The organism is Pseudomonas sp. NPDC096950 (genome assembly GCF_044762525.1).
Taxonomy (GTDB): domain Bacteria; phylum Pseudomonadota; class Gammaproteobacteria; order Pseudomonadales; family Pseudomonadaceae; genus Aquipseudomonas.
This window is the reverse complement of sequence record NZ_JBIWEL010000003.1, coordinates 164502-173326: the sequence shown is the minus strand read 5'-3', so window position 1 is coordinate 173326 and position 8825 is coordinate 164502. Positions and strand designations below refer to the sequence as shown.

Genomic DNA, 8825 nt, shown 5'->3' with positions numbered 1-8825 from the left:
GTGGGTTGTTCACAAATACTGCGTCCACTGCAGATCCAGTGTGGGAGCGAGCCTGCTCGCGAAAGCGGTGGGTCAGCCGACATCCATTCTGAATGTGCCGGCCTCTTCGCGAGCAAGCCCGCTCCCACAGGGGATGTGGGTTGTTCACAAATACTGCGTCCACTGCAGATCCAGTGTGGGAGCGAGCCTGCTCGCGAAAGCGGTGGGTCAGCCGACATCCATTCTGAATGTGCCGGCCTCTTCTTGGGCAAGCCATGCTCCTACAGGGATCAGAACAGGTAGCTGGCCTTGAGGCCGCCGCTGAAGCCATGGCTGTCACCGCCGCCACTGGCGCCAACTTCCGCCCCCACACTCAGCGCACCCAGATTGGCCATGAGATTGACCCCGCCCGTGAACTGATCACGATTGTCGAAAGCAGCCCGCTGTTCAATGTCGAGGCCAAGCAGATGAGCTTCGCTGTCAACCGTATGATCACCCAGCACATGCTCGTACCCCACTTCGACGCCCGGCACCAGATTCCACGCGCCCATGCCAATCGGCGCGAACGAAGCCTTGAGGTTCGCCACGGCACTGCGCCGGGTGGCCTGGATACCATCGACATCAAGGGCGAGTTCGCTGCCCTTTTCCTTGAAGCCCGACAGGTCCAGGTGGCTGACGCGCACCCCGAGGCTCGGTTCGAGGATCATGCCGCTCAGTGGCACACGGTAGCCCAGCGCCAGACTGGCGCCGGAGAGATTGCCATGGCTGTCGCCCTTGGCCGAACCGAGCCCGCCGCCGAGGTCGCGCTTGCTGTCGTAGTCGAGCCAACCGGCGTTGACGTCGGCATCGACAAACAGCCCGCGCTCCAGACCATCCGGCGCGTAGCGTGCACCCACGGTGAAAAAGGTCAGGTCGGTATCGGCCTCGCCACCCGCCCCGCCAACGTTGCCACGGCTGTAGCCGAAACCGCCATGGGCGCTGAGTTGTTCGGAGAAGCGCTGGGTCAGGCCGATCATCAAGCCTTGGCTGTGCTCGTTGCTGCTCGCGACATGGGACGAGCCGTCGGTGCCCAGATACCCCGCCAGCGCAGTGCTCCACAAACGGTATTGGCCGACCTTGAGGTCCGTGCCGCTGCTGAACGGCGCCGCTGCCTGATCGATCATCGCGCCCTGACGCAGCAAGTAACTGGCGGCGTCCGCATGCACCTGGCCGCCGACGGTAGATTCGACACCGCCGAGCGTGCCGGCATCGATCGCCGATTGCAGGTAATAGTTATAGGCGCTGTAAGTGCCGGACAATTTGCTGCCCTGCAACTGCTGCAACAGTTGCGCGCCAGCGGCCGAGTTGCCGATCAGGCCCGCCTGGCCCGGCAGGCTGTTGTACTCGACCATTTTGCCGCGCAGCACATAGAGGGTTTCCTGGGACAGACCCAGGCCTTGTTTGAGGTAGTTGTCCATGCTGCCGTACTGCGCGGTGACCTGATCCAGACCCGCTTGCAGGTAACTGGCCTCCACCCCGAGCAACGGCGCGTAGATCGCTGCCATACTCGCCGGCATCGCCGCCAGCGTCGCCTTCATCCGCGCGGCGGTGTAGTCGTTGGTGGCCAGGTAGTTGCTCATAATCGTGGCGCTGTCGACCCCGGCAATACTCAGCAGCACGGCGGCGGTCCAACCGGTGCGGTCCTTGCCGGCGGTGCAATGGAACAGCGCGGCGCCATCGACGCTGGCCAGCTCATTGAACAGTCGGGTGAACTGGCCGCGCATCCCCGCATCACTGACGAACGCGCGGTTGGTCTCCTGCATCATCGCGATGGCATCGGCGGCGCTTTTGAACGAGACCGTGGTGATGTTCGAGCCGGACGTGGTGCTGCCGATGATGTCGATGTTCTCGTAGGTCGCCCCCGTGAGCAGTGTGTCGGGCGTGCCGGCAATCTCGGTCGGCGTGCGCAGGTCATACACAGCCTTGATGCCCAAGCCGTTCAACGTCGCCAGATCTGCCGCCGACGGCGTCAGCGCATTGGAGCGGTAGAACACGCCGGCGCGCATCGTGCCGTCATTGGCGGTGGAATACGCAGTGGTGGTGCCGGCGAGATCACGGAAGTTGTCGATGCTGCGCAGGTGCGGCGTATCGAGGGTGGTGGTGTCGGCGGCCTGGGCAGCGGCAATGGACAGGCTCAAAACGGACAGTGAACACAGAAGACGTTGAAACACGGTGCAGCCTCATTCAAATCGCGTTGGGCTGCCCACTATCTGCATTGAATTGAGACCGAATATGACAAATTGCCGACGGATGAAAATCCGTGCGCGATGGGTCCGTCGGGTGCGTTTTCTGTCCGTGGCACCGAGGAACGTCAGAGCCGAAAATGTTGCTGCATGGCTTGGGCCAGCAGGTTCACCGCTTCATCGTCGTGTGAGGATGACGACCTTAGAAACACGACTTCGTGCTCCGGAATCACGGGCAATCCGTCGAGGATCTGCATGTTGTCCGTGACCATGGCGCGGTCGATCAGACTGATCGCCAGCCCCGCCTCGACACACGCCTTGATCGCCTGATTGGAAGGACTTTCCAGCACCACCCGCGAGCGGCGGCCGCTGTGCTTGAGCGATTCCATCATGGCTTGCCGATACGGGCATTGCGCCGCGTGCACGGCCAGCGGCAACGGGTCCATCGAGGACACCGTCGTGTGAGTCGGCCCGACCCAGACAGGCGTGGTGACGACGAGCACGTGCGCACTCGCTTGCCCCATGGGCTGGGCAATCACCGCCGCTTGAAGCTTGCCGCGCTGAACCAGGTCTCGCAGCGCGTAGCTTGGCGCGGTCTTCAGTTCCAGCACCACGTTGGGCCACGCCGCCGCGAAAGTCGGCAGGATGTCGCGGATGACATGGACCGCGTATTCATCGGGGACACCCAAAGTAATGCGCCCGGCCAAATGCGTGCCATGCAGATCGGCCAGCACGCGGTCATGGGTGCTCAGCAGTTCTGTGGTGGACAGGAGCAGGCGCTTGCCCAGTGCGGTCAGGGAGACGGACTGGTTATCGCGGTTCAGCAAACGCCCGCCGGCCACCGCCTCAAGTCGCTGGATATGCACGCTGACCGCCGCCGGACTTTTATGCAGCTGCTCGGCCGCCGCGCTGAATTTGCCGATCCGCGCCACGGCGTGAAACGTGCGGACCAGTTCTATATCGAGTATCGCTGTCATGGTTCAGCCTTTGTGAATGACTGCTGCACTTTATTTTGATTTATTAGACTACGCCGGTTTCGTAGCCTGTGGTGATGAACCAGCACACTCCGATTACCGCTCATCCACAAGCCACACTAACCTGGCGCGAGGCGATCCCACTGCCGTTACTCGAGGCGGCGCTGATTCTCACCTGGAGTTCCGGGTTCGTCGGCGCGCGGTTCTCGATTGATTACGCCCCGGCCTTGCTGGTGGTGTTTTGGCGCTGCGTGGTGGTCACGCTCATCCTGTTGCCCTTCGTCGCCAAATCTTTGCGGCGAACCTCCCTGCCCACCCTGCTGAAAAACGCCGGCATCGGCCTGTTGGCCATGGCGGGCTATCTGGCCGGTGTCATCCAAGGCATCGCCCTCGGCGTGCCGGCGGGTCTGGCCGCACTGTTCGCCGATCTGCTGCCGATGGGCATGGCGCTGCTCGCCGCGCTGGTGCTGGGGCAACGACTGGCCTGGCAGGTTTGGGCTGGTTTGGTCATCGGTCTGGTCGGCGTGATCGTGGTGACCCATGGCGCGCTGGCGTGGGGCAACGCGCCGTTATGGGCGTATGGTCTGCCGTTGCTCGGCATGCTTTCGCTCGCCGTTGCGACGCTGTGGCAGAAGCGTTTGCCCGCAGCGGAGTCGCTGGATCTGCTGCCCAACCTTTGGCTGCAATGTTGCGTGTCGAGCATCGCATTCGCCATCGTCGACGGAAGCCAGGGCAGCCTGATGCCGATCCCCAGCACGGGGTTTGCACTGAGCGTGCTGTGGACGGTGGGATTGTCGACCGTGGGCGGATATGGGCTTTACTGGATATGCCTGCGTCGCGCAACGGCGACCCGGGTCGCCAGCGTTCTATACCTCAGCCCGCCAGTGACAATGCTGTGGGCCTGGGCGATGTTCAACGAACCGCTGTCGTGGCAGATGGTGTCCGGGATGTTGGTGTCCGGGGTGGGAATCTGGCTGGTGGTGCGGGCGGAGGCTCGGCAGACCTCGTCATGACACCTTGGGAAACTTTCCGCACAGGAAATGTCCCTCATAACCGTTAGACATACCTCCCAGGAACATAAACGGACCGCAAGCATAAAAGGGTGATGTCAAAGACTGCCCCACATGAAGCTGGCACACCGGCAACTTCAAGGGAATCGGCACAACCACCGCCCAAATCGTGACACCACACCACGCCCGAGTGGTCAGGTCGCTGTCGGTTTTCTGCTCGGTCAAGGGAACGTGACTTCTTTGCTCTTCATCCGGTAGAGAAACCACTACCCCGACACAACCATTTAGAAACAGAGACGTGACTGCGATAGCGAAGATTTTCTTTGCGTGGAACGGGAGTCGCTTGGTTGGGTTCATCCGTAAATCCAATCGTTGGGCAATGACAGTCGACAGACCTTGTCGAACCACGTTGAGACCGAGTGCACGGTCATCAGGGCACAAAATAAAAGCACTTAATCCAGAGTTGCTGCCAGAATCTCCTGACACCTCGTCCGCCCAACATAAACAGTGAACGGCGATTCATGCCTTCGACGTCCGTACCCCAGGCAAGCGCAATGATGAAGATTGGCGCAACACGCTACGTGCTATTCGTTTTGCCGCTCACCGTGTTGTGCGAACCAGCGCAGGCATCCACATGGCAAATTTGCAGGATGGAAGTTCGTGTCACCGAGGTAGTGAAACGCCCGTATCCACAACTACAGGCGCAAATCCTGAAAGCCACCCCCGCATCGACCTCGGTCGAATGCCCGGAAGTCGGGATAACGGTCACGTTCACCCCGGAAACAACTGACTACCAAGCCACATTGCCACGTCGGCAGTGGCCCAAAAAAGGCCAGTCGGTGCGCATTGATTACCGTTATCTGGATGGCATCTGTAAAGGTGACGGCAATGATTATGCGTGTCGTATCAAACATTACCCGTTGGTTAGTCGGTAACTACTTATCGCCGTAAACAGGCCCTCTCAGGCTTCGCGCTCTTACAGGAAAATCATGGATATTCGACTCACGGAAGAAAAAGACTGGAAGCGGTTGAAGCAAGTCCGCCTCGCTGCGCTGTTGGACACCCCGACAGCGTTTGGTGTGAGCTACCAAACCGCCGCCCGTTACACTGACGAACAATGGAAAGAACGCGCCTCGTCAGACACCGGAACGCAGTTCTGGCTGGCCATCGAGGACGATAAACCGGTAGGTATGATCGGAGCCGCGGTCAGCCAGGCGAATCGCTACAACTTGATCGGCATGTGGGTTGAGCCCGCCGCCCGTGGGTCAGGTGTGGCCAATCAACTGGTTGCGGCGGTGAAGTCCCGCGCGGTGAGCAGAGGGTACGATCAGGTTTTCCTGGACGTCTCTCCCGACAATGCCAGGGCTGCGAACTTCTATCTGAGGCAGGGCTTCACGTTCATGGATGAATGGGAGCCTTTGGAAAGTCATCCGCATATCAGGGTTCAGACGATGTTCTGGGTTGTGCGCAACTGACGTCTACTCATCCGGTGTCTCGCCACGAGGGTTTATCAATGCCGTTGAGCTTTCACAAAATGCACGCCAATGGCGATGACTTCGTTATCGTCGACGCGCGCAACGCGTCCAATCCAGTCACCAGTAGCTTGGCTCGGCGAATGGGCGACCGGAACCGGGGCATCGGCTTCAATCAACTCGCCGTGGTGCTCGATTGCGATGATGCAGACGCGCGCCTGATCTTCTGGAATGCCGATGGCTCGGCGCTGGACACGTGTGGCAGCGCCACCCGGGGCGCCGCGGACAGGCTGATGCGTGAATCCCGTGTGACGTCGATCGTATTGCGCACCAATCGTGGCTTGCTCACGTGCGAACGCACGTCGGCCGGCACCATTTCCGTCAACATGGGAGCGCCGCTTTTCGACTGGCCGGACATTCCCCTGGCGCGGGAAATGGACACCGCTGTTTTGCCACTTGCCGGTGACCCGGCGGCTTGCAGCATGGGCAATCCGCACTGCACTTATTTTGTGGATGACCTGACAGCCATCGACATCGCGACCATCGGTCCCACCCTTGAAACCAATCCCCTGTTCCCCCTCGGAACAAACGTGCATTTCGTCCAGGTCATTGACCGAAAGCACATCCGGTTGCGCATCTGGGAACGCGGAGGTGGTATCCCTCTCGGTTCAGGCTCTTGCTGTTGTGGCGCCGCAGTAAACGGCATTCGCCGTGGCTTGTTGGACAATTCCGTTACGGTGGAATGCGACGGTGGAATCGTCACGGTTCAGTGGGATGGCGCAGGCCCCGTCGTTCTCACAGGGCCGGTCGAGACGAGTTTTTCGGGCGTCATCCCGGATAGCCAGTTGCAGGCTTTTTAAATTCTCGGTCAGGCGTTTTCATCACCCGGCCGGGTAAACGAATACCGATCGATATCCGTCCTGAGCCGCCAGCCCTGGCTATGCCAATACTTGGCTGCAGCTTCGTTAGTTTTGAAAACATCGAGATGACATTTAAGTATCCCGAGCGCCTCAAGGCTCGAAAGACAGCGCGCCACCAGCGCATTGGCGATGCCTTGCCGCCGATGCTGCGGCAGAACCACCAAATGCTGCAGATACCCTCGGCGGCCATCGTGCCCGCACATGACACAACCGCCGATAACGCCCTCCACCTGCGCAACGAAGCTCATCCCGGGATTGCGCTCCAGGTACCTCGCGGTCGATTCACGAGAGTCGGCATCCCGGAAGGAAACGCCTGGCGTACGCTTCATGAGGTCGATCACGGCCTCGTAATCGTCCAGGGTCAAGACACGGAGAGTGAACATTGATGAAGCCCTTGCTTTGATAATCAGTGTGTCCGGCAGACTATCAGAACCTTGCTGGCGCCCCCTCTGCGAAAACCCGCCCCAAACGCTTACAATCGCCGTCTCTTTGCTCAAAAGACAGGCCCGCCAGGACATGCCGCTCGACCCGCTCACGATGTTGACAATCTCGGTCGCCCTTGCGGCGGCCGCTGCGCTGTACCTGGCGATCGAATGGCGCAGCATTCGCGAACCTTCGTTGCTGTTCTGGAGCGCGGGGTTTGCCACGATCACCGTAGGCTCCACCCTCGCGCTGTTGCGCAGCAGTGGTTTTCTGTTCATCGGTATCTGGTTCGCCAACGGCCTGTTGGTGATCGCGCACTTTCTGTTTTTGCTCGGCGTCGCGCGCTTCACCCAGACGCGTTTGTCCCGTGGCTGGGCGCTGATGTTCATCGCGTGGCTGGCCATGTTGCTGGTGCCGGACGGGCCGATCTGGTCGAAGGTCATGTTGCTGGTCAACTCGCTGCTGGTCGCGCTGTCGACCCTCAGGGCCAGTTTCCTTCTGCGCCCCCATGGCAAGTCTTTGAGCGTGGGCGCGGTGCAGCTGCGGTATGTGCTGCTGGCCCACGGGGTTTTCTATGTGGCCAAGGCCCTGACGGCGGTGATTCCGGGCACGCTCATCGATCTGGCGGCGTTGCGCGGCGCGATCATTCAGGTTTCCCTGGTCGAAGGCGTGATGGCGATCATGCTGATCGCCTTGTCGATGACCGGCACCGAGCGTTATCGGCGGGAGAAACAGATCGCGCACCTCGCCGCCCGCGACCCGTTGACCGCGCTGTACAACCGCCGCGCCCTCGAGATGCGGGCAGCGCGCCTGCTGGAAGACGTCTCGCCGACTCGCCCCGGCGCCTTGCTGTTGATCGATATCGACAATTTCAAACTGGTCAACGACCTGTACGGCCATACCGCTGGCGACCGATTGCTTGTCGCGCTGAGCGAGATGATTCGCGCGGTGCTGCCCGACGACGCGCTGGCGGCCCGACTAGGCGGTGACGAATTCGTGATTCTGCTGAACAACACTTCGAACGAACGTGTCGTACTGCTTGGCAACGCGTTACGCGAGCAATTCCAGCAAACCGCCTCACAAACCTTCCCCACGCCCGAACCGGTGACACTGAGCATCGGCGCCGACTTGTTCGACCAACCGCCCGCCAGCCTCGCAGACTTAATCGAGCAAGGTGACGCCGCGCTCTACGCTTCCAAGCGTGGCGGACGCAACAGCATTCGGCTGGTTGATCGGACGCTTTAATTCCCGACTGGGTTCAGCGTTAGAATCCGCCAACGTCAGGCTCACAATGTTCAGGATGACCGTCATGCCTCATACCGAAACGTCCCTGCAAGACCTCGCCGCCCCCGAAGGCGTGTGCTACGGCTGCGGCGGCCGCAATCCCCATGGGCTGCACGTCAAGAGTGTCTGGGATGAAGACGGCGTGCATGTGATCGCCGAGCACATCCCGGAGGCCAAATACAGCGGCTGGCCGGACCTGGTCTACGGCGGCCTGATCGCGATGCTGGTCGATTGCCACTCCAACTGGACGGCGATGGCCTACCACTACCGCGCGGAGCAGCGTGAACCGGGCAGTCTGCCGCGCATCGACTGCGTCACGGGCAACCTCGGAATCAAGTTCATCAAACCGACGCCCATGGGCGTGACGCTGACCCTGCGGGCGAAAGTCGAGGGCGAAGTGGGACGCAAGACCCGGGTGGTCTGCGAGGTCTATGCGGGCGAAGTACTCACCGCCATCGGCGACTCGGTTTTCGTGCGGGTGGACACCGGGCAACTGGCGGACGCGGCGCACGGCCGGTGAAGCATTTCACCCATGCCTCGG

10 protein-coding genes are annotated in these 8825 nt (G+C 60.9%); 6 read left to right on the top strand and 4 right to left on the bottom strand.

The window, feature by feature from the left end:
• Positions 1-269 precede the first annotated feature (269 nt).
• Both ACIQY3_RS07825 and ACIQY3_RS07820 read right to left on the bottom strand, forming a co-directional pair.
• Positions 270-2189, bottom strand: a complete 1920-nt coding sequence (locus tag ACIQY3_RS07825) for a tyrosine-protein phosphatase (RefSeq protein ID WP_403018348.1) — start codon at positions 2187-2189, stop codon at positions 270-272.
• Positions 2190-2329: 140 nt separating this feature from the next.
• Entirely contained in the window at positions 2330-3178 is an 849-nt protein-coding gene (locus ACIQY3_RS07820) for a LysR family transcriptional regulator (protein WP_403018346.1), read from the bottom strand.
• 74 nt (positions 3179-3252) lie between these two features.
• Between ACIQY3_RS07820 and ACIQY3_RS07815 the strand changes: the two genes are divergently transcribed.
• Positions 3253-4188, top strand: coding sequence for a DMT family transporter (locus tag ACIQY3_RS07815; protein ID WP_403018344.1), 936 nt, complete (start codon positions 3253-3255; stop codon positions 4186-4188).
• On the opposite strand, the gene ACIQY3_RS07810 is transcribed toward ACIQY3_RS07815, so the two are convergent.
• Positions 4183-4542 carry a hypothetical protein gene (locus tag ACIQY3_RS07810; RefSeq protein WP_403018343.1) on the bottom strand — a complete coding sequence of 120 codons (360 nt, stop codon included), beginning with the start codon at positions 4540-4542 and terminating at the stop codon, positions 4183-4185. The genes ACIQY3_RS07815 and ACIQY3_RS07810 overlap by 6 nt on opposite strands.
• A gap of 197 nt (positions 4543-4739) precedes the next feature.
• Here ACIQY3_RS07810 and ACIQY3_RS07805 point away from each other — a divergent pair, with 197 nt between their 5' ends.
• Genes ACIQY3_RS07805 through dapF form a run of 3 tightly spaced genes read left to right on the top strand, consistent with a single transcriptional unit; the run spans position 4740 to position 6517 of the window.
• Positions 4740-5120, top strand: a complete 381-nt coding sequence (locus tag ACIQY3_RS07805) for a hypothetical protein (RefSeq protein WP_403018341.1) — start codon at positions 4740-4742, stop codon at positions 5118-5120.
• A gap of 54 nt (positions 5121-5174) precedes the next feature.
• On the top strand, positions 5175-5660 hold the full coding sequence (locus ACIQY3_RS07800) for a GNAT family N-acetyltransferase (RefSeq protein ID WP_403018340.1): 486 nt from the start codon (positions 5175-5177) through the stop codon (positions 5658-5660).
• A 38-nt stretch (positions 5661-5698) separates the two neighbouring features.
• Positions 5699-6517, top strand: a complete 819-nt coding sequence (dapF, locus tag ACIQY3_RS07795; RefSeq protein ID WP_403018339.1) for a diaminopimelate epimerase — start codon at positions 5699-5701, stop codon at positions 6515-6517.
• A gap of 8 nt (positions 6518-6525) precedes the next feature.
• On the opposite strand, the gene ACIQY3_RS07790 is transcribed toward dapF, so the two are convergent.
• The gene (locus tag ACIQY3_RS07790) at positions 6526-6960 is read right to left on the bottom strand and encodes a GNAT family N-acetyltransferase (protein WP_403018338.1); all 435 of its coding nucleotides are present in this window, start codon (positions 6958-6960) and stop codon (positions 6526-6528) included.
• Positions 6961-7093: 133 nt separating this feature from the next.
• Between ACIQY3_RS07790 and ACIQY3_RS07785 the strand changes: the two genes are divergently transcribed.
• Both ACIQY3_RS07785 and ACIQY3_RS07780 read left to right on the top strand, forming a co-directional pair.
• On the top strand, positions 7094-8245 hold the full coding sequence (locus tag ACIQY3_RS07785) for a GGDEF domain-containing protein (protein ID WP_403018336.1): 1152 nt from the start codon (positions 7094-7096) through the stop codon (positions 8243-8245).
• Positions 8246-8309: 64 nt separating this feature from the next.
• The gene (locus ACIQY3_RS07780) at positions 8310-8804 is read left to right on the top strand and encodes a PaaI family thioesterase (protein WP_403018334.1); all 495 of its coding nucleotides are present in this window, start codon (positions 8310-8312) and stop codon (positions 8802-8804) included.
• The last annotated feature ends 21 nt before the right edge of the window (positions 8805-8825 follow it).